General features: G+C 67.6%; 19 protein-coding genes. 11 read left to right on the top strand and 8 right to left on the bottom strand.

The window, feature by feature from the left end; all coding sequences use genetic code 11:
- Positions 1–3: 3 nt before the first annotated feature.
- Positions 4–1,371: a glycolate oxidase subunit GlcF gene (gene glcF, locus GV161_RS18915; RefSeq protein WP_152017151.1), complete on the top strand. Its 1,368-nt coding sequence runs from the start codon at positions 4–6 to the stop codon at positions 1,369–1,371.
- A gap of 198 nt (positions 1,372–1,569) precedes the next feature.
- Positions 1,570–2,499 carry an SMP-30/gluconolactonase/LRE family protein gene (locus GV161_RS18910; protein ID WP_152017150.1) on the top strand — a complete coding sequence of 310 codons (930 nt, stop codon included), beginning with the start codon at positions 1,570–1,572 and terminating at the stop codon, positions 2,497–2,499.
- 3 nt (positions 2,500–2,502) lie between these two features.
- Here GV161_RS18910 and GV161_RS18905 read toward each other — a convergent pair whose 3' ends face one another.
- The 4 genes from GV161_RS18905 to GV161_RS18890 form a co-directional block, all read right to left on the bottom strand.
- Positions 2,503–3,576, bottom strand: a complete 1,074-nt coding sequence (locus tag GV161_RS18905; RefSeq protein ID WP_152017149.1) for an AbrB family transcriptional regulator — start codon at positions 3,574–3,576, stop codon at positions 2,503–2,505.
- A 255-nt stretch (positions 3,577–3,831) separates the two neighbouring features.
- Positions 3,832–5,022 carry a pyridoxal phosphate-dependent aminotransferase gene (locus GV161_RS18900; RefSeq protein ID WP_152017148.1) on the bottom strand — a complete coding sequence of 397 codons (1,191 nt, stop codon included), beginning with the start codon at positions 5,020–5,022 and terminating at the stop codon, positions 3,832–3,834.
- 153 nt (positions 5,023–5,175) lie between these two features.
- Positions 5,176–5,595, bottom strand: coding sequence for a large conductance mechanosensitive channel protein MscL (gene mscL / locus GV161_RS18895; RefSeq protein WP_152017147.1), 420 nt, complete (start codon positions 5,593–5,595; stop codon positions 5,176–5,178).
- 227 nt (positions 5,596–5,822) lie between these two features.
- Positions 5,823–6,836 (bottom strand): zinc-binding alcohol dehydrogenase family protein, encoded by a 1,014-nt coding sequence (locus GV161_RS18890; RefSeq protein WP_152017146.1) that lies wholly within the window; start codon positions 6,834–6,836, stop codon positions 5,823–5,825.
- Positions 6,837–6,932: 96 nt separating this feature from the next.
- Between GV161_RS18890 and GV161_RS18885 the strand changes: the two genes are divergently transcribed.
- Both GV161_RS18885 and GV161_RS18880 read left to right on the top strand, forming a co-directional pair.
- On the top strand, positions 6,933–7,289 hold the full coding sequence (locus tag GV161_RS18885; protein ID WP_152017145.1) for a helix-turn-helix domain-containing protein: 357 nt from the start codon (positions 6,933–6,935) through the stop codon (positions 7,287–7,289).
- Between the two features lie 78 nt (positions 7,290–7,367).
- Positions 7,368–10,943 carry a PAS domain-containing hybrid sensor histidine kinase/response regulator gene (locus GV161_RS18880; protein ID WP_152017144.1) on the top strand — a complete coding sequence of 1,192 codons (3,576 nt, stop codon included), beginning with the start codon at positions 7,368–7,370 and terminating at the stop codon, positions 10,941–10,943.
- Between the two features lie 119 nt (positions 10,944–11,062).
- On the opposite strand, the gene GV161_RS18875 is transcribed toward GV161_RS18880, so the two are convergent.
- Entirely contained in the window at positions 11,063–11,626 is a 564-nt protein-coding gene (locus GV161_RS18875) for a thioesterase family protein (protein ID WP_152017143.1), read from the bottom strand.
- Between the two features lie 288 nt (positions 11,627–11,914).
- Here GV161_RS18875 and GV161_RS18870 point away from each other — a divergent pair, with 288 nt between their 5' ends.
- The 4 genes from GV161_RS18870 to GV161_RS18855 all read left to right on the top strand — a co-directional run bounded on the left by GV161_RS18870 (position 11,915) and on the right by GV161_RS18855 (position 14,545).
- Positions 11,915–12,379 carry an Lrp/AsnC family transcriptional regulator gene (locus tag GV161_RS18870; protein ID WP_193219601.1) on the top strand — a complete coding sequence of 155 codons (465 nt, stop codon included), beginning with the start codon at positions 11,915–11,917 and terminating at the stop codon, positions 12,377–12,379.
- A gap of 62 nt (positions 12,380–12,441) precedes the next feature.
- On the top strand, positions 12,442–12,699 hold the full coding sequence (locus tag GV161_RS18865) for an exodeoxyribonuclease VII small subunit (protein ID WP_152017142.1): 258 nt from the start codon (positions 12,442–12,444) through the stop codon (positions 12,697–12,699).
- Positions 12,700–12,722: 23 nt separating this feature from the next.
- Complete coding sequence (locus GV161_RS18860; protein ID WP_152017141.1) at positions 12,723–13,976, top strand: YcxB family protein; 1,254 nt, start codon at positions 12,723–12,725, stop codon at positions 13,974–13,976.
- On the top strand, positions 13,973–14,545 hold the full coding sequence (locus GV161_RS18855; protein WP_152017140.1) for a hypothetical protein: 573 nt from the start codon (positions 13,973–13,975) through the stop codon (positions 14,543–14,545). The genes GV161_RS18860 and GV161_RS18855 overlap by 4 nt, the downstream gene beginning before the upstream one ends.
- Here the strand turns inward: GV161_RS18855 and GV161_RS18850 are convergent.
- A complete protein-coding gene (locus GV161_RS18850) occupies positions 14,529–15,449 on the bottom strand; it encodes a LysR family transcriptional regulator (protein ID WP_152017139.1) in 921 nt (306 codons plus the stop codon). The two genes, GV161_RS18855 and GV161_RS18850, sit on opposite strands and share 17 nt — an antisense overlap.
- Before the next feature lie 85 nt (positions 15,450–15,534).
- Between GV161_RS18850 and GV161_RS18845 the strand changes: the two genes are divergently transcribed.
- Positions 15,535–16,083, top strand: a complete 549-nt coding sequence (locus GV161_RS18845) for an NAD(P)H-dependent oxidoreductase (protein ID WP_152017138.1) — start codon at positions 15,535–15,537, stop codon at positions 16,081–16,083.
- Positions 16,084–16,129: 46 nt separating this feature from the next.
- Here GV161_RS18845 and GV161_RS18840 read toward each other — a convergent pair whose 3' ends face one another.
- Positions 16,130–16,720 (bottom strand): biotin transporter BioY, encoded by a 591-nt coding sequence (locus GV161_RS18840; RefSeq protein WP_152017137.1) that lies wholly within the window; start codon positions 16,718–16,720, stop codon positions 16,130–16,132.
- Positions 16,721–16,883: 163 nt separating this feature from the next.
- Positions 16,884–17,552, bottom strand: coding sequence for a GntR family transcriptional regulator (locus tag GV161_RS18835; protein WP_152017136.1), 669 nt, complete (start codon positions 17,550–17,552; stop codon positions 16,884–16,886).
- A gap of 112 nt (positions 17,553–17,664) precedes the next feature.
- Between GV161_RS18835 and GV161_RS18830 the strand changes: the two genes are divergently transcribed.
- Together GV161_RS18830 and GV161_RS18825 are read left to right on the top strand one after the other, a co-directional pair.
- Complete coding sequence (locus tag GV161_RS18830; RefSeq protein ID WP_152017135.1) at positions 17,665–18,585, top strand: pirin family protein; 921 nt, start codon at positions 17,665–17,667, stop codon at positions 18,583–18,585.
- An 11-nt stretch (positions 18,586–18,596) separates the two neighbouring features.
- The gene (locus tag GV161_RS18825; RefSeq protein WP_152017134.1) at positions 18,597–19,538 is read left to right on the top strand and encodes a DMT family transporter; all 942 of its coding nucleotides are present in this window, start codon (positions 18,597–18,599) and stop codon (positions 19,536–19,538) included.
- Positions 19,539–19,564: the final 26 nt, after the last annotated feature.

Here is a 19,564-nt window from a genome sequence, read left to right as displayed (position 1 = left end):
ACCATGCAGACCAACTTCACGCCCGAGCTCCTCGCCTCCGACCCGCGTCTTCCGGCCTCCGAGAAGATCCTGCGCACCTGCGTGCATTGCGGCTTCTGCACTGCGACCTGCCCGACCTATCTCCTGCTCGGCGACGAACTCGATTCACCGCGCGGGCGCATCTACCAGATCAAGGACATGCTGGAGAGCGGCAAGCCGGCGACGCCGGACGTGGTCAAGCATGTCGATCGCTGCCTGTCCTGCCTGTCCTGCATGACGACCTGTCCCTCGGGCGTGCACTACATGCACCTGGTCGACCATGCCCGCGCCCATATCGAGGAAACCTATGAGCGCCCCGTCGCCGATCGGACGCTGCGGCGTATCCTTTCGGCGATCCTGCCCTACCCCGGCCGCTTCCGCCTCGCCATGCTGGCGGCTCGGCTCGGCAAGCCATTGGCCGGAGCGCTCGGCGCTCTGCCCGTCATCGGCGCACGCCTGAAGGCGATGCTGGCGCTGGCGCCCTGGAGCCTGCCCGACCGCTCGACGATGGAGGGGCCGGCCTCGTTTCCGGCTGAAGGAGAGCGGCGCAGGCGCGTCGCCATCCTCTCCGGCTGCGCTCAACCGGTGCTCGATCCCGGCATCAACGAGGCGACGATCCGCCTGCTCACCCGCCACGGCGTCGACGTGGTGCTGCCCAAGGGCGAAGGCTGCTGCGGAGCGCTCGTCCACCATATGGGCCGCGAGCATGACGCGCTCGCCTTCGCCCGCGCCAATATCGACGCCTGGATGGCGGAGATCGAGGGCGAAGGGCTGGATGCGATCCTGGTCACGGCGTCGGGCTGCGGCACCACGATCAAGGATTACGGCTTCATGTTCCGCGACGACGCGGCCTATGCGCAGAAGGCGGCCACGGTTGCCGGCCTCGCCAGGGACGTGACCGAGTTCGTCGAGACGCTGGAGATCGCGCCAGTCCGCAGCTTCGACCTGACAATCGCCTACCACTCCGCCTGCTCGATGCAGCACGGCCAGCAGCTCAAGGAGGGGCCGAAGCGCCTGCTGGCGCGCGCAGGCTTCCGGGTAAAGGAGGTGCCGGAGGGCCATATCTGCTGCGGCTCGGCCGGTGTCTATAACATCCTCCAGCCGGAGATCGCCGGGCAATTGCGCGAGCGCAAGGTCGGCAACATCCAGCGCACCAAGCCGGACCTCGTCGCCACCGGCAATATCGGCTGCATCACCCAGATCGCGAAAGGCTTTGCCGACCGCGGCGCGACGACACCCATCCTGCACACCGCCGAGCTGCTCGATTGGGCGACCGGTGGGCCGCTGCCGGAAAAGCTGGCCAAGGCCGGGATCGGGGAGGTGGTGGCGCCTGAATTGGCCGCAGCGGAGTGACGAACGCGTCATGCTCGGGCTTGACCCGAGCATCTCAGGCCGAATGAGGCTAGGGTCAGCGACTTCTTGTCCGGAGATTCTCGGGTCTGCGCTTCGCTTCGCCCGAGAATGACGCCCAGGCATGCTGCCCCTGTGCCTCACGCGATTGCCTCGGTCCTGCCAATCGTCGATCCTCCGGCGCCATCAGGGAGGATCGCCATGACATTCGGCTTCATCGAGGGTTTTCGCGTCGAGGTGCTCGACCCGCGCTTCCACCGGATCGTGCCCGGTTCGGCCCGGATGGAGAGGCTATGGACCGGAGCGCGCTGGTCGGAAGGACCGGCCTGGTTCCCGGCGCACCAGACACTGGTCTGGTCCGATATCCCGAACAACCGCATGCTGCGCTACGACGCCCTCACCGGCGAGGTCGGCACCTTCCGCCAGCCGGCACGCAATTCGAACGGCAACACCGTCGACCGGCAGGGCCGGCTCGTGACCTGCGAGCATGGCGGGCGGCAGGTGACGCGCACCGAGCATGACGGCTCCATCACCGTGCTGGCGAGCCACTACCAGGGCAAGCGCCTGAACTCGCCCAACGACGTGGTGGTAAAATCGGACGGATCGATCTGGTTCACCGATCCCGATTACGGCATCCTCACCGACTATGAAGGCGACAAGGCGCAGAGCGAGATCGGCCGCTGCAATGTCTACCGCATCGACCCGCAGAGCGGCGAGATCGCCGTCGTCGCCGATGATTTCGTCAAGCCGAACGGGCTCGCCTTCTCGCCAGACGAGAGCGCGCTCTACATCGCCGACACCGGCGCGAGCCATGATCCGGAGAACGGGCCGCGCCATATCCGCAAGGTCGCGGTGACCGGCGAAGGCAAGACGCTCGGCGCCTCCTCGGTCTTCGCCACCTGCACGGCCGGACTGTTCGACGGCTTCCGCTTCGATGTCGCCGGCCGGCTCTGGAGCAGCGCCGCCGACGGCCTCCATGTCTACGACCCGGACGGCACGCTGATCGGCAAGGTGCTGGTGCCCGAAGTGGTCGCCAATCTCTGTTTCGGCGGGCCCAAGCGCAACCGGCTGTTCATCTGCGGCACGACCTCGCTCTACTCGCTGATGACGCACACCAACGGCATGGGGTGAGCCTCAGCTCGCGTCCTCGCGCTTCTCCGGCTGCACCCAGCCGACGAGGAATGGCATCAAGAGCCCGAGCAGCATGAAGCGCGTCAGGTGGTGTGCGCCGACATAGAGCGGGTCGAGCCCCATGGCGAAGGCGAGCATCGCCATCGCCTCGAGCCCGCCCGGTGCGAAGGCGGCCATGGCGCTGGCATAGGGCACGCCGGCGAGCCAGGCCGCCGGCCAGGCGAAGGCGAAGGCGACCGCCATTGAGACGACGAAGCCGCCGATCGCGAGCGGGAACAGCGCCGCGATCTCGCCCCGCTTCAGATTTGAAACGCGCCCGCCCATGGCGGCGCCGAGCATGATCATCACCGCGATCGCAATCTCCGGCGGCATGGTGCCAAGGACGAGGCCGGTGCCGTGCAACACTGCGCTCGCCAGCGTCGCGCCGAGGATGAAGGGTGCGGTGATGCCGATGCGCTCGAAGATCAGCCCCGTCACCAACCCGCTGCCGAGCAGCAGCGCCAAGTCGCCGACGCTCGCGATCGCGACCGGAGGCGGTAGGGCGAGTGGGGTGCCGCCGCTGCTCAGCTTCATGATGCTGGGCAGCACAGCGACCAGGACGAGGATACGGAAGAGCTGGATCGCGGCGATGCGGCCGATATTGGCGCCCTTGTCCTGCGCCACCGAGATCACGGCCGAGAGCGCTCCGGGCGCGGCGGCGAGCAACGAATCGATCCAGCTCCAGCGCGCGACGAAGCGCAAATAGGCCCCGGTCGCCAGCATGATGGCGAGGAGGCCGACGACCAGCACCAGCAGCGAGCCGGGATAGCGCGCCGTCGCGGCGAGCGCCTCGGGCGTCGCGGCCGAGCCGATCAGCGCGCCGGACATCACCATCGTCGAATCGAACCAGGGGCGGCGAAGGTCCGGCAGCGGCCGGGTGATGCCGAAGATCGAGACCACCAGCATCGAGCCCGAGAGCCAGGCCGCCGGAACCCCCAGCAAGGTGAAGAGCGTACCGCCGACCGCCGCGCAGGCGATCACCGCCGCTTCACGCGACAAGGTGCGCAGATGGTAGGGGACGTAGCTCGGGACAGGCATGAGGCTCGCGATGCGCCGTCAGGACGCATCGGGCATCAATGAAGGCGGCTGACGCTCAGGTCAAACGCCCCTGGCGCAAGCGGGGCATGACGGTCTGGTCTACTGCCTCGGAAGCCCTCCCCCCGCTTGTGGTGGGGAGGGTTGGGTGGGGGGCAGTACCGCTCGGCACTGGACTGAAAGAAGAGCCCAGCCCTGCTTTCCGGCCCCCCATCCCTAACCCTTCCCCACCGCAAGCGGGGGGAAGGGAAATCGCGGTCAGCCCGCCAGCGCCTTCTGCAGCCGCGCCACTGCCTCGACGAGGTCAGAAGCCTTGCGGGCAAAGCAGAAGCGCAGGCCGGTCTCGCCGCCGGGTCCGAAGGCGGTGCCCGGCGCCAGGCCGACATTGGCCGTATCGACCAGTTCGATCGCCAGTTTGCGGGAATCGGTCCAGCCGTCGACGCTGAAGAACTGGTAGAAGGCACCGTCCGGCGCCTGCAGATTGATGCGGTTGGTCGCCTTCAAGCCCTCGGCGACGATGCGGCGGCCTTCGGTGGCGCGCGCGATCTGCTCGGCGACGAAGGGCTCGCCCTCCTCCAGCGCCGCGATGGCGGCGCGCTGGACGAAGACCGGCGAGCCGGAGGTCGAATACTGGATCAGGTTCTCGACGATCTGGCCGAAAGCCGGCGGCACCTCGATCCAGCCGACGCGCCAGCCGGTCATCGCCCAGTTCTTCGAGAAAGTCTGGACGAAGAGGATCCGGTCCTCCTGCTCCATCACATCGTGGAACGAGGCGGCCCTTGGCGAGCCGTCATAGACGAAGCGGGCATAGATCTCGTCGGCGATGATCCAGATGCCATGTTTGCGGGCGATGGCAAGGATGGCAGCGAGCTCATCACGCGTCGCGGTCCAGCCGGTCGGGTTGGCCGGTGAGTTGATGACGAAGGCGCGGGTACGAGGCGAAATCGCCGCTTCGAGCTTCTGGAGGTCGAGCGTGAAGCGCCCGTCCTTGAACTGCATGGGAACGCAGACCGGGTTGGCGCCGGCAATGCCCATGGCGGCAGCGAAGTTCGGCCAGGCCGGGGTCGGGATGATCAGCTCGTCGCCGACGCCGGCGATCAGCCGAACCGCGATCTGGACCGACTGCATGCCGGAGCCGGTGACGTAGAAACGGTCCATGTTGAAGGGACGGCCATAGAGCGCGGTGTGATAACGCGCCAGCGCCTCGCGCAGTTCCGGAATGCCGCGCTGCCAGGTGTAGAAGGTCTCGCCCTCGGCCAGCGACTTGTTGGCGGCGCGGACGATGAAGTCCGGCGTCGGCAGATCGCCTTCGCCGACCCAGAGCGGGATCAGCCCAGGCTTGAGCCGGCCGTGATTGACGACTTCGACGATGCCGCTCTCAGGGGCGTTGCGCGCCTCGGGGCGCAGATCGGCGATGAGGCTGGTGCCGGCCGGTGCGTGCATGTTCATTTGGCGATCCTTCGGGCGACCCGTCGCGAGAAACATGCAGGCCAATCTAACGCAGATCGCGCCCTGGCGGCATGAATTGACGAGATCGACCCGATCGGTCGCTGTGATGGATCGCCGGGCGTGCCGAAGGCTCGGAACGCCCGGCGAAAGGCGTCAGGCCTTCTGCTTCAGCAGGTCGCGGATCTCGCCGAGCAGGACGACATCCTGCGCCGGGGCCGGCGGTTCGGCAGGGGCAGCAGCGGCTTCCTTGCGCTTGAGCCGGTTGATGCCCTTGACGACCATGAACAGCACGAAGGCGATGATCATGAAGTTGACGGCGATGGTCAGGAAGCTGCCATAGGCAAGCACGGCGCCCTGCTTCTTGGCATCCACCAAGACCGGCGACGTGACGGCTTTGTTGAGTCCGATGAAGTAGTTGGAGAAGTCGACGCTGCCGATGGCGCCGATCAGCGGCATGATGATGTCGCCGACGAGCGATTCGACGATCTTGCCGAAGGCCGCGCCGATGATCACGCCGATGGCGAGATCGACGACATTGCCCTTCAGGGCAAATTCCTTGAATTCCTTGATCATGGCGCGCCTTTCCGAATGCCTGGCCAGTCTTCGGCATCACGCTGCGCAATGCCGCCCCCGTGCGCACGCTAGACCAGCGACACTCATGGTGGAAGCAGGCTTCCGGCCGTTTTCCTCGGCATTTTCTCTCGAAAAAGGTCGATTCCGAACTGCGATCATCCACTATGCGAAGATCGCGCGACGACGAACGTTGCGGCAGCGATCCAGTCCTGCCGCAACGCCTCCCCTCAGAAGCCTTCAAGCACGATCTTGCCCTTGGCCTTGCCGCTTTCGAGCAAGGCATGGGCGCGCCTGAGATTGGCCGCGTCGATCCTGCCGAAATGCTCGCCGAGCGTGGTCTTGAGCTTGCCGGCGTCGACCAGGGCGCTGACCTCGTTCAGCAAGTCGTGCTGCTTGATCATGTCGGCGGTGCCGAAGATGGAGCGCGTGAACATCAGCTCCCAGTGCAGCGAGACGCTCTTGCGCTTGAGCTTCATCACGTCGATCGGCGCGGGATCGTCGATCAGGCCGAAGCGGCCCTGCGGCGCGATCAGCTCGACGATCTCGTCGAAATGCCGGTCGGTCTGCGTGGTCGAGAAGACGAAGGCCGGCGCGCCGATGCCGAGTCCGGCGACCTGAGCGGCCAGCGGCCTGGTGTGATCGACGACATGGTCGGCGCCGAGCTCCCTGACCCAGCTTTGTGTCTCCGGCCGCGAGGCGGTCGCGATCACCGTGACATCGCTGAGTCGCTTGGCGAGCTGGATCGCGATCGAGCCGACGCCGCCAGCACCGCCGATGATCAGCAGCGCATTCGCCGCGCCCGGCACCGCCCGGCGAATATCTATCCGGTCGAACAGCGCCTCCCATGCGGTGATCGCGGTCAGCGGCAGCGCCGCCGCCTCCGCGACCGAGAGGGAGGTCGGCCGGCGTCCGACGATGCGCTCATCGACCAGGTGGTATTCGGCATTCGTGCCGGAGCGGCCGATCGCACCGGCGTAGAAGACTTTGTCTCCCGGCTTGAACAGCGTCGCATCCGGGCCGACCGCCTCGACAGTGCCGGCGGCGTCCCAGCCGAGCACCTTCACGCCACCGTCCTCGGGTTGCGAGCGCAGGCGCATCTTGGTGTCGACCGGATTGACCGAGACCGCCTCGACTTTGACGAGCAGATCACGGCCGGCTGCCTCCGGCTTGTCGAGGGTGAGGTCGAGCAGCGCCTCGGGATGCTCGATCGGATGGGATGCGCGGTAGCCGACGGCCTTCATCGGAAAATCTCCTGTTGCAGGCCGAGAAATACGGATAGGTTCAGGAGCCGCAATACGCACAAATTGGACCAGTAGTATCAGAATGGATACTGTCGGATGCTGAAGACCAAGAAGCGCTACGACTGCGCCGCCGGCTGCCCGGTCGAGGTGACGCTCGACCTGATCGACGGCAAGTGGAAGGGCGTGATCGTCTACCACCTGCTCTCCGGCACGCTGCGCTTCAACGAGATCCGCCGGAAGCTGCCGAGCGCGACGCAGCGCATGCTGACCCGGCAATTGCGCGAGCTGGAGGAGTGTGGGCTCGTCCTGCGCACGGTCTACGCGCAGGTTCCGCCGCGGGTCGACTATGCCCTGACCGAGGAAGGCCGTTCGCTCGAGCAGATCGTCCGCGCCATGCATGCCTGGGGCGAGCGCCGGCTGGAACGGCTGGCGCAGGTCGCGACAGCCGCCTGAGGACAGGCCGAAAGGCCGATGGCGGCGGCGGCGCTGCGGCGATAGATTTGCCGCCGATCGCAGTCGCAAGGAGGCCCGATGCTACCGGCCTGGTCCGTCGTCCTGAGCGCGCTCGGCTATCTTTGCGCGCTGTTCGCGATCGCCCATCTCGCGGACACCGCTGGGCGTCGCCTGATGAGCGGGCGGGCGCGCACGACGATCTATGCGCTGGCGCTCGGGGTCTACTGCACCTCCTGGACCTTCTACGGCTCGGTCGGCTTCGCCAACCGGGCCGGCTTCGACTTCCTCGGCATCTATGTCGGCCCGGCACTGGTGATCGGGCTCGGGCACCGTTTCGTCGCCCGCATCGTCGCCATCGCCAAGTCGCAGAACATCACCTCGATCGCCGATTTCGTCGGCGCGCGCTACGGCAAGAGCGAGCGCGTCGCGGCACTGGTCTGCATCGTCGCGGTGGTCGGCGCCCTGCCCTATATCGCCCTGCAATTGAAGGCGGTGGCGAACTCGCTCTCGGTGTTCTTCGCCGCGGCCGGCGGGCCGCCGCCGATGACCGACATACCGGTGCTGAGCGACCTTGCCTTCCTCGTCGCGCTGGTGCTCGCCGGCTTCGCCTGCGCCTTCGGCACCCGCCATATCGACGCGACCGAGCACCAGGACGGGCTGGTGCTGGCGATCGCCGCGGAGTCGCTGGTCAAGCTCGTCGCGTTCCTCGCGCTCGGCGTCTTCGTCGTCTACGGCCTGTTCGACGGAGCCGGCGATCTCTTCGCCCAGGCGGCGCGTGCCGCCGGCGATACGCCGCCGATCTGGGAGCGGACATCGAGCTGGCCGATGTTCCTGACGCTGACGGCGCTGTCCTCCTGCGCCGCGCTGCTGCTGGCGCGGCAGTTCCACATGGCGATCGTCGAGAATCGCGACGTCCGCGATGTGCGCCGCGCCGCCTGGATGTTCCCGCTCTATCTCGTGCTGATCAACCTGTTCGTGCTGCCGCTGGCGGCGGCGGGTGAGGTCCTGCTGCCGGGGTCAGGCATCGACCGCGACATGACCGTGCTGCTGCTGCCATTGGAGAAGCAGGCCGGCCTGATCGCCCTCTTCGTCTTCATCGGCGGGCTCTCGGCGGGCACCGCGATGGTGATCGTCGCCTCGGTCGCGCTGGCGATCATGATCTCGAACCATCTCGTCACGCCGCTGCTGCTGCGTGGACGCGGCGTCAGCGTCGATCCAGAGCGCGCCGCGGCGCTGATCGAGGGCGGCGAAGGCCGCAGCGGCCCGACCGGCGGCGATCTCGGCTCGCAGGTCGTGCATATCAGGCGAGGCGCGATCGTCGCCGTGATCCTGCTCGGCTATGCCTATTACCGCGCCGCCGGCGAGGCGGCGCTGGTCTCGATCGGCCTGCTCTCCTTCGCCGCCACGGCGCAGATCGCACCGGCCTTCTTCGGCGGGCTGATCTGGCGGCGCGGCACCGCGCTCGGTGCCGCAGCCGGCCTGTCGGCTGGCCTGCTGACATGGCTCTACACGCTGCTGATACCGAGCCTTGCCAATCCGGGCGGCTACTGGGCGGACATCGTCGCGCACGGGCCGCTCGGTATCACCGCCCTGCGGCCGGAGGCGCTGTTCGGCCTGTCGCTGCCAGCCCTGCCACATGGCGTGCTCTGGAGCCTCGGCATCAACCTCGCCTGCTATCTCGGCTTCTCGATGCTGCGGCCGGCGAGCGCCATGGAGCGGCTGCAGGCCAACGCCTTCGTCGAGTCGGACCGGGCGACGATGGCCCAGTCCTTCTCGCTCTGGCGTTCCAGCGTCACCGAAGCCGAGCTGCAATCGACGATCGGGCGCTATCTCGGCCAAGAGCGGACGCAGCGCGCCTTCGAGGGCTTCGCCCATTCGCGCGGCGAAGTGCTGACCGGGACGCACGAGGCCGACATCCACATGCTGCGCTTCGGCGAGCACCTGCTCTCCTCCGCGATCGGCGCCGCCTCATCCCGCCTCGTGCTGTCACTGCTGCTGAAGCGGCGCAATCTCTCGACCGAGGCCGCCTTCAAGCTGCTCGACGACGCCTCGGCGGCGCTGCAATACAATCGCGACATCCTGCAGAACGGCCTCGACCATGCCGGCCAGGGCATCACCGTGCTCGACCGCGACCTCAGGCTCCTCGCCTGGAACAAGGCCTTCATCCAGCTCTACGACCTGCCGCCCTCACTGGTGCGCTTCGGCACCGGGCTCGACGAGATCGTGCGCTACAACGCCCAGCGCGGCGCCTATGGCGCCGGCCGGCACGACGAATTGATGGCGGCGCGGCTGGAGAGCTTCGTCAATGACCGCGAGCCGGTCCGGCTCAAGCTCTACCCCTCGAAGAACGTGATCGAGATCCGCTCGAACCCGCTGCCCGATGGCGGCATCGTCACCACCTATACCGACATCACCGACGCGGTCGCAGCCGAGGAGGAGCTTGAGCGGACCAACGAGACCCTGGAAAAGCGCGTGGCCGAGCGCACCGAGGAGATCAGGCACGTCAACACCGAATTGCAGCGCGCCAAGGCCGAGGCCGACGAGGCCAACGCCTCGAAGACGCGTTTCCTCGCCGCGGCCAGCCACGACATCTTGCAGCCTTTGAATGCAGCCCGCCTTTATGCGTCCGCCCTGGTCGAGCGCGATCGCAGCAGTGCGCAGCCCGACCTCGCCGAGAACATCGACGCCTCGCTCGACGCGGTCGAGGAGATCCTGACCGCCCTGCTCGAAATCTCCAGGCTCGACGGCGGCGCGCTCAAGCCGGAGATCAGCGCCTTCCGGCTCGACGAGCTGATGCGCCAGCTCCAGCGCGAATTCGAGCCGAGCGCCCAGGAAAAGGGGCTCCAGCTCGTCTTCGTGACGACCGCTGTGGCCGTCCGCTCCGATCGGCGCCTGCTGCGCCGCCTGCTCCAGAATCTCGTCTCCAACGCGATCAAGTACACGCCGAACGGCAAGGTGCTGGTCGGCTGCCGCCGGCGCGACGGACAGATCGCGATCGAGGTGCTCGATACCGGGCTCGGTATCCCCGCGAGCAAGCAGAAGACGGTGTTCCGCGAGTTCCAGCGCCTGGACCAGGGCGCCAAGGTGGCGCGCGGCCTCGGCCTCGGCCTCTCGATCGTCGAGCGGATCGCGCGCACCCTCGACCACAAGCTCGCCCTCGCCTCGACGCCGGGGCGCGGCACGCGCTTCTCGATCCAGGTGCCGCGGGCCGCACCGCTGCCGGCGATGGCGACGACGGCGGCCGCGCGCGGCACGCCATCGAGCAGCCAGCTCGCGGGCTTGAAGCTGCTCGCCATCGACAATGAGCCGGCGATCCTCGACGGCATGCGCCTTCTGCTCGGCGGGTGGGGCTGCAAGGTCGAGACTGCCGCCGACCTCGACGAGGCTTCCTCCGTCATCGCCGCCAGCGGCGTGCCGGACGTGCTGATCGCCGACTACCATCTCGATCATGGCGAGAACGGCATCGCGCTGATCTCAACCTTGCGGCAGAAGGTCGGCGGGCTGCCGGCGATCCTGCTGACGGCGGACCGCTCGCCGGAGGTGCGCGAGGAAGCGGCGGCGCTCGACATCCATGTGCTGAACAAGCCGCTCAAGCCAGGCGCGCTACGGGCGCTGCTGGCGCAATGGCGTGCAACAAGGCTGGCGGCGGAGTAACGAAACGCGTCATGCTCGGGCTTGACCCGAGCATCTCGGGCCAAAGGAGGTTCGGTCAGCCCCTTCTCGTCGTGAGATTCTCGGGTCTGCGCTTCGCTCCGCCCGAGAATGACGCCTCTCTACGGCTCCACCGCGGTCCCCGCCTGCCGCAACGCCTCCTCGGCAGCGAGAAACGCCGCGACCTCGGGGCTCGGCTCCGGGCTTTCCGCCATGACGCCCATCTCGGCGAAGAGGCGCTCGGCCGGCACATAGGCCCTGCCCTTGCGATCATATAGCGCCGCCCGCACTAGCGCGACCGCGGCGACGATCTCGCTGCCGTCGCGCCCGTCCGCCAGGACACGGTGCTGGATCACGACCCAGCCCTCGCTCCAGCAGAGCAATCGTGTCTCCAGCCTGAGCGCACGGAACAGGCGGACCTCGCGGCGGAAGCGGATCGTGCCGCAATTGACCACCGGCACCCAGCCATGGCGCAGGATCGCGCGCCACAAGCCGCTGCGCAGCATCAGGTCGGCGCGGCCGAGATCCATCAGCCCCCAATAGCGCGCATTGTTCATGTGCAGGCTGGTGTCGAGATCATGGGGCCATACCCGGAAAGGCAGGATCGAGGCCTCGAAAGGCGGCTTCAGCTTCGGCTGGAAGGGCCGCGTCAGCAGCAGCCAGATCAGGCGGAACCAGAGATTCATGACGGCGTCCCGGATGGAATAGTTCAGTTGTAAACTATTTTACCGCCACGGCCAGACCCGCCTATCCGGTGGATTTGAACGCGCCGCTTCACCTCGACACAAACTGGAAAAATGCGAATGCTGCGCCGCACGATCCTGCGGCTCAAGACGCCGCGACAGCGCCGCCATGCGGATTTGGCGGGATCACGCGCAAGATCATGCTTGCCAAGTGCGCTTTTTGCGCAGAAGCATCTGCGCTTTCCGGTGACCGCGTCAGACGGCACCGGCCCACGGGACGACGCTCCAGCGATGCAGATCGAACTCGATTCCCGCGACAAGACGATCCTGCGCATCCTCCAGAAGGATGGCCGGATCACCAATTCGGACCTCGCCGACAAGGTCCACCTCTCGCCCTCCGCCTGCCTGCGCCGCGTGCGCCAGCTCGAGGAGAGCGGACTGATCCGCGGCTATGTGATGATGCTCGACGAGCGCATCGCCGGCTTCCCCGGCACCGCCTTCGTCTTCGTCACGCTCGACCAGCAGGGCCGCGCCTCGCTGGAGAGCTTCGAGAAGGCGGTACAGGACCTGCCCGAAATCCTCGAATGCCACCTGCTCGCCGGCGCACACGATTACCTGATGCGGGTGATCTATCGCGACAGCGCCGATTTCGAGCGCATCCACACCGACATCATCACGCAATTGCCGGGTGTCACCCGGGTTCAGTCGACGCTGACACTGCGCACGATCAAGAAGACCTCGGCCCTACCGATGTGAGGCGCGGGGTTGCGGCGAAAGGGACCAGAGCCGATAACGGGCCGCCAACTGGATTCGTGCCCGTGACCGACGCCAAGACCAATGCCGATGTCGCCGGCCTGCCCTTCGAGGCGGCCCTGAAGGAACTCGAAGCCATCGTCGCCCGGCTCGAACGCGGCGATGTCGCGCTGGAAGAATCGATCGACATCTACACCCGCGGCGAGGCGCTGAAGGCGCGCTGCGACGCGCTGCTGAAGCAGGCCGAGGCGCGCATCGAGAAGATCACGCTCGGCGCCGACGGCAAGCCGACCGGCACCCAGCCGCTCGACGTCGGGAACTAGGAACGCAGTCGGCGCGGCGCCAGATGCGGACCACGCCCTCCGTCCCGGGCAAGCCGCTTGCGGCTCCGCCTCCGCTCGATCTTGCGATCCAGCTCACCGGCGAGGACCGCGTCGCCGGCGCGATGCATCTCTACCGCGACCTGATCGCGACGCGGCGCCGGAATGTCCCGATCTTCACCGGCATCGCGCTGCTCCTGATTGCGGTCGGGCAGCTTTCGACCTCCTGGGGCGGGCGCGGCCGCAGCGACTTCGTCCTGATGGGGCGCAATTTTCTCGACGCGCTGATCGGCCCAACCGGCATCCTCCTGCTGACCTTCGCTGTGGCGGGCGCCATCGCCTATGCCTTCTTCGGTGCCACCACGCGCCGTCGCCTGCGGCGCTGGTATCGGAACGAAGGCCTCGCGGGCGCGACGCCCTGCAGCTACCGCCTGCATGAGGGCGGCCTCGACAGCAGCGAGCCCCACCATCGCAGCCATATCCCGGCCTGGCGCCTGCGCGGCCTGGCCGAAGGTTCCGCCCACCTCTTCATCGAGATAGACGGCGCCGACGAGCTCATTGCCCTGCCGAAGCGCGACCTCTCGGCCGAACAGCAGAAGCAGCTGCACGGTTGGGCGCGGTTCTGCATCGGCCGGGCGAAACCGCCGGATATCGATGCATCGGAGCAACCGAAGTCGCTCCCGGCTGACGGAGCACATCTCGACCTGCGCTTCCACCTGACGCCGGAAGACCGGACGGCCGCGGTCCTCCGCCAGCAGGAGCGGTTCTGGCCACGCAGCCGCCTGCTGCGCCGAACCGCATTCGGCCTCGCCTTCGCCCTGCTGCTGGTCCCGGCGGTGATGCTGGTCCTGTGGAGCATCGATCCCGATCGCGTGCCGTTCGAATTCGCCCTGCCGCTCTTCGCCGAGATGGCGGTCAAGACATTCTGGCCGATCACCGCCGGGCTCTGCGGCCTCATTCTGCTCGGCCACGTCGTGACGCCGCTGTTCATGCGCCTCAATGCCAGAAGCCTCGGCAAGACCCTGCATCAGCGGGTGAGCGACGACGAAGTCCGCGTCCTAACCTCGCCGGAGGGCGTCGAGAGCCGGCAGCGCGGCCTCCAGAACCGCTATGAGTGGGCTGCCTTTACCGGCATCGAGCGGCGCGGCGAGCACATCTTCCTCGTCCTGCACCACGGCGATCCGCCGCTGCTGCCGGCCCGCGTCCTCAATTCCGACCAGATGCAGCTCTTCGATCGGCTGGCGGCCGAACATATCGGCCGTTCCGGAGAGGCCGTATGACCGGACGCCGCCAGTTTGCCCTTCGCCTTGCTCTGATCGCAGGCTGTGCGCTTCTGGCCGGCCGGGCAGGCGCAGAGCCGGTTGCACTGCCCGACGGCCTCGTCCTCGACCTGCCGGAGGGCTGGCGCGTCGACGGCCCCGCCGAGGGCGAGACCGGCAAGGATGGCCGGACTCGGATTCAGCTGGTCTGCGAGACCGAGGCCTGCAAGCGCACGCAGGAGACCTGCACGATCCTGATGCGCTCTCAGCCCGTCATCGGCGCCGATGACGCAGCTCGGCTCACCTCGCTCTACGCCGCACCGATGGACCGCCATTTCCGCATTCGCGCGGTCCTGCGCAGCACGAGCAAGGATGCGCAGGTGCTGCAGCCATTGGCGCGCGTCGCACTCGGGTCGCGCGACTGGTGGAGGATCGAGACCGATGCCCGCCACAACTACAAGTCCGGGCTGTTCGCCGAGACGGTGATCGACGGACGCTATCTCGGCGTGATCTGCAAGACCTGCGAGACCGGCAGCGAGCGCCATCAGGCCGGCCGCGCCATCATGGCGAGCGTCAGGCCGGCGGATTGACCGCGGCGGCGGCGCCGAGCACGGCCTCGATCAACCGCGCGACATGGCGAGCCGCCGGGTCACTCTCGCTGCGCCGATGCCAGGCAAGGTGCAGCGGGAAGCCCTCGACCGCGACCGGCGGCTCGAAGGTGACGAAGCGATCGGGCTCCTCCGGCGGCAAGGTCCTGCTCGGCAGCAGCGCGATCAACTCGGAACTCAGCAGCAGAGGCGGCACGCTGAGGAAGCTCGGCACCACCAGGCCGATATGGCGCTTGCGGCCGAGCCGGGCGAGCGCTTCGTCGAGCGGGCCATGCGTCTCGCCGCGGCCCGAGACCAGCACATGCGGGAAGGCGAGCCAGCGGTCGAGATCGAAGCCGGCTGCCGCCGGATGATCCCGACGCATCGCGACGACATAGCGCTCGCGCAGCAATTCCCTTCGGGTGAAATCGGCGTCGATCGTCGGAAAGACCGAGATGGCGAGGTCGGCTCGCCCTTGCGCCAGCGCTTCGAGCGTCGCCTGCGCCCCCTGCCAAGGCAGGATGGCGAGGGTCAGGCCCGGCGCGGTCTGCCTGAGATGCCCATAGATCTGGCCGGTCACCAGCGCCGGCGGTAGCTCCGCCGTCATCAGCCGGACGGTCTGCACCAGGCTTTTCAGATCGGGCTCGGGTGCGTCGAGCAGCGCGCCGACCTGGGCGAGGATATCGCGCAAGGGCTGCTGCAGGGCCTGCGCCTTCGCGGTCAGGCGCATCCGGCCCCTGCCCCGCAGCAACAGCGGATCGCCGAAGAGATGGCGGCAGCGTTCCAGCGCACTCGATGCCGCCGGCTGCGACAGGCCGACTCGCTCGGCGGCGCGCGAGACATGCGCCTCGTCGAGCAGGGCCTCGAGCACGACGAGCAGGTTGAGGTCGATCGCCCGTAAATTCATGAAATCGATAATACGATATATCGATCATCCATTGGAGTGATTTCTAAGGTCACCGCATCCTCCTTTCGAACCGACGGAGGTCGCCATGACGCAAACGCTGATCCTGCTCTTCCACCCCGATTATCAAAGCTCGCGCGCCAACCGAGCATTAGCTGAGGCAGCCGGCAGCCAGTCCTGCACTAGCGTTGTCGATATGCAGGCGCTCTATCCTGACGGACGCATCGACGGTGACGTGGAGGCCGCGCGGCTGCTTTCCGCCGAGCGCATCGTCCTGCAGTTCCCGGTGCAGTGGTATTCGACGCCGCCGCTGCTCAAGGCCTGGCAGGACGCAGTGCTGACCCGGATGTTCTACATCCACTATGAAGCGGAGGGTGTGAAGCTCGCCGGCCGGCCACTCCTGATCGCGGCGACCGCCGGCAACATCCCGGAGGCTTACACCCCGAGCGGCGCCAACCTGTTCTCGCTGCGCGACCTGCTGAAACCGCTGCAAGCGACAGCGCATCGCTGCGCCCTCGCCTGGCAGGAACCCTTCCTGATCTATGATGCGCGCCGGGCCGATGCCGAGGCGCTGGCGGCGGCAGCCGACCACTATGTCGCGCGGCTTGCCCAGCTCGAAGCCCGGCAGGCCGCTTGAGCGTCGGAGGGCTCAGCCCGGCGCCGAGGCGCCGGCCTGCCTCAATTCACGCCTCTTCGGCCTTGTTCGTGCGACGCACGAGCGCCATCAGGATCGCGGTCCCCAGCCCCGACTTCACCAGCGAGCCGAGCAGGAAGGGCACGATGCCGACGAGCATGGCCTTCTCCGCACCGATCAGGGTGGCGAGCCAGAGGCCGCCGAACAGCAAGCAGAGTGCATGGCCAAGCAGCATCGAGGCGAAGGCAAAGGCCGGGCGGCTACCATTCCAGCCACGCTCGGCGAGCCAGCCGACCAGGGCGGCAACGAACGGGAAGGAGGCAAGATAGCCGGCGGTCGGGCCCATGAAGGGGGCGAGGCCGCCGCTGCCATTGGCGAGTACGGGCAGGCCGAGCGCCGCCTCGCCGAGCCAGGTGAGGATGGTGAGCGCGCCCAACCGCCAGCCATAGAGCGCCCCGATCAGGATCACCGCCAGGGTCTGCATGGTCATCGGCACCGGCAGCATCGGCACGCTGATCTGCGAGGCGATCGCCAGGACAAGTGTGCCGAGCAGGACGGCGGCAGCCTTGATGTGGGCCGGGCGCGCCTGCAGGCCAAGCGGGCTGAAGCGAGCGGGTGTGGCGTAGCTGAGGTCGCTCATGGCTTCGTCTCCATCGACTGCAGAATTATAGATAATCCTGCACACTGATCTATCCCAGAGTTCATAAGGCCGAACAGATTGCAAGTCAGCAGGGCATGGCGGTCCGGCGCGCAGAAATGCACAGCCGAGCCGCAGCCATGCTTGCAGCGACTATGGGCCGGCTTCAGCCCTGGATCGCGAAGACGTCCCGCGTTCCGCCGGCAGCAGTCCGCACCGGCTTGGAGCCGATCCACTGGACATGGCGGGCGAGGATGGCGGCCGCCTCATCCACCTGCCCCACGCGCAGTGCGGCGAGAATGGCGCGGTGATCGTGATCGGTGCGCGCCTCCCAGTCCGAGCGCCAGGAAGAGAACAGAAAGCGCGCGCTGGCGGCATGAAGATCGTCGATCGCCGCCAGCAAACGCGGCATGGCGCAAGGCGTCACGATCAGGCGATGGAAGCGCCGGTTTGCCTCCTCCCAGGCGCGGACATCCGGCGAATTGTCGCCAGCGCGGGTCGCTTCCTCGGCCTCGTCGAGGATGGCGCGCGTCAGATGCGGGCCGGCATGGCGCAGCGCCAGCACCTCCAGCGCCGCACGCATCTCGGCGACCTCGCGGACCTCGCGCAGGTCGAACGCGGCGACGCGCACGCCGCGGCGCGGCTCGCTGACGGCAAGCCCCTGCGCTTCCAGCCGCTGGAAGGCTTCACGGACCGGGACATGGCTGGCGCCGAACTCGACGGCAACATGGTCCTGGCGCAGCCGCGCCCCCGGCTCGATCTGCCCGGAGATGATCCGCTCGGCGAGGATGCGGCTGATGCGGACCGGCAGGGTCTCTGATTTCTCTTTGGCCATGAATTATCGATAATTTCTTCCGTGCGTCGCGTCGAGCCCATGCGGCCGATCGTGCCCTTGCCGTACACAGCGTCCGGGGCCAGTCTCCCCTCCTTCACAGGAGGACATCGCCATGTCGCAGCTGCCCGATCATGACCCGGTCGCGGGCGATACCCGCTCCTGCGAGGCGCTCGAACAGGTGATCGTGCCGCGTGCGCATGATCTCGGCGGCTTTTCCGTCCGCCGCGCCTTGCCCTCGATCGGGCGCAAGATGGTCGGCCCCTTCATCTTCTTCGACCAGATGGGCCCGGCCGAATTCCTGCTCGGCGAGGGTATCGATGTCCGCCCGCATCCGCATATCGGGCTTTCCACCGTCACCTATCTCTTCGACGGCGAGATCATGCATCGCGATTCGCTGGGCACGGCCCTGCCGATCCGGCCGGGCGCGGTCAATCTGATGACGGCCGGGCGCGGCATCGTCCATTCCGAGCGCACCGCGCCGGAAGAGCGGCTGAAGGCGCCCAAGCTCTATGGCATCCAGACCTGGCTTGCTCTGCCGAAGACGCATGAGGAGGTCGCGCCCGAGTTCATCCATCACGCCGCGCCGGAGCTGCCGCGCATCGTCGGCGAAGGAAAGCGCGTTAGCTTGATCATGGGCTCGGCCTTCGGCGAGACCTCGCCGGTGAAATTCCCCTGGGACACGCTCTATGCCGAGGCGGTGCTGGCGCCAGGCGCGATCCTGCCGCTCGACCCTGACTATCACGAGCGTGCCGTCTACATCGTCACCGGCAAGATCGACATCGCCGGCGACGAGTTCGGCGCCGGCCAGCTCCTGATCTTCAAGCCGGGCGACCGGATCTCCATCCTCGCCGTCGACCAGAGCCGATTGATGCTGATCGGCGGCGAGCCGATGGACGGCCCCCGCCATATCTGGTGGAACTTCGTGTCATCCTCGAAAGAGCGGATCGACCAGGCCAAGCAGGAATGGAAGACCGGCCGCTTCGACACCGTCCCCGGCGACGAGGAGGAGTTCATTCCGCTGCCGGAGCGCTGAAGCCCGCAGCCATGTCGACCGAAAAGCCAGATCGTCCTTCCGCCGCAACGCCGGATGCGGCAGGCGGGGCGCGTCCTCCGCGCCAGCGGCTGGCCGGCTTTCTCTGGGCAACGCTCACGGTCTCGATCTTCGCCGGCTGGTTCGTGGTTACGCGCTTCAGCGTCACCCGTACCCTCAATGTCTGGGATCTGACCGCGCTGCGCTACGGCATCGGCGCGATCCTGCTGGCGCCGGTGCTGCTGCGCGATCTGCCGCCGCGGGCCTGGCGCAACGGCTTCATCTTCAGCGTCCTCTGGGGCGCGCCTTTCGCGGCCCTGGTCGCGCTCGGCGTGCAGATGACTTCGGCCGGGCGTGCCGCCTCGGTGACGCCAACCTTGATGCCGGTCTTCGCCGGGCTGCTCGGCTGGCTGCTGCTGCACCAGCCGCCCGGCAGGGTCAGGCTCGCCGGCTACACCGCCATTGCCGCCGGACTCTGCGGGCTGATCGCCACGGCCTCCAGCGGCGGGGCCGCGCCGAGCCTGCTCGGTCTCGGATTTCTGGCGCTGGCAGCGGCGATGTGGGCCGGCTACACGCTGCTCCTGCGCGGCAGCGGCCTCAACCCGCTGCAGTCGGCAGCGCTGATCTGCTTCTGGTCGGGCGTGATCTTCGCTCCGCTCTACGTCCTCCTCGGCATCGGCCATCTCGGACAGGCGCCACCGGCCGAGATCGCCGTGCAGGGCTTCTATCAAGGCGTGCTGATGAGCATCGTCGCGCTGATCAGCTTCAACCGGGCCGTGACCTTGCTGGGCGCTTCGGCCGCCGCGGCGATGATCGCGCTGGTGCCGGTGATCGCCTCGCTGCTCGCCATCATTGTCCTTGGCGAGGTTCCGACAATGGCGGAAGGGCTCTCGATCGCATTCATCGTCGCCGGCGTCCTGCTGGCGACGCGGCCGGCGTCGTCGCCAGCAGCCTAGCCCGGGCTGAGCTCGCCCGCCGCCGA

This window comes from Bosea sp. 29B (assembly GCF_902506165.1).
Lineage (GTDB): Bacteria > Pseudomonadota > Alphaproteobacteria > Rhizobiales > Beijerinckiaceae > Allobosea.
Note: the sequence above shows the minus strand (reverse complement) of the source record. Positions and strands in the feature narration are given on the sequence as shown.